The following is a 252-nucleotide window of genomic DNA, read 5'->3' on the forward strand; positions in this document are numbered from 1 at the left end:
GTTGGTAGTGGTACTCACATTTTACCAAAGAGAGCTGTCTTTTTCTTTACCTTTAAGCTGATTAATCTAAATAATCCTTATAATGTAAAGGATAGAACGGAGTTCTTAGGGGTGCGAAACTTGAGTAATCATAATATTGATTAGGAGATAATTTCGCCAGTTTCCACTGATAGCGTTCTGTATTATGATAATCCATATAGTCATCAATAATGGGGTGAAGGTCTGAGAACGCCTCAACATCACCAAGATAAG

Annotated in this window: 1 protein-coding gene; it reads right to left on the reverse strand. The window is 36.1% G+C overall.

Annotation, left to right across the window (positions count from 1 at the left end; genetic code table 11):
- Positions 1-61: 61 nt before the first annotated feature.
- A partial coding sequence (locus ACYQ2O_RS13720; protein ID WP_459796875.1) for an IS3 family transposase occupies positions 62-252 on the reverse strand: 191 nt, incomplete at its 5' end.

Source organism: Alkalibacterium sp. m-11 (genome assembly GCF_054658155.1).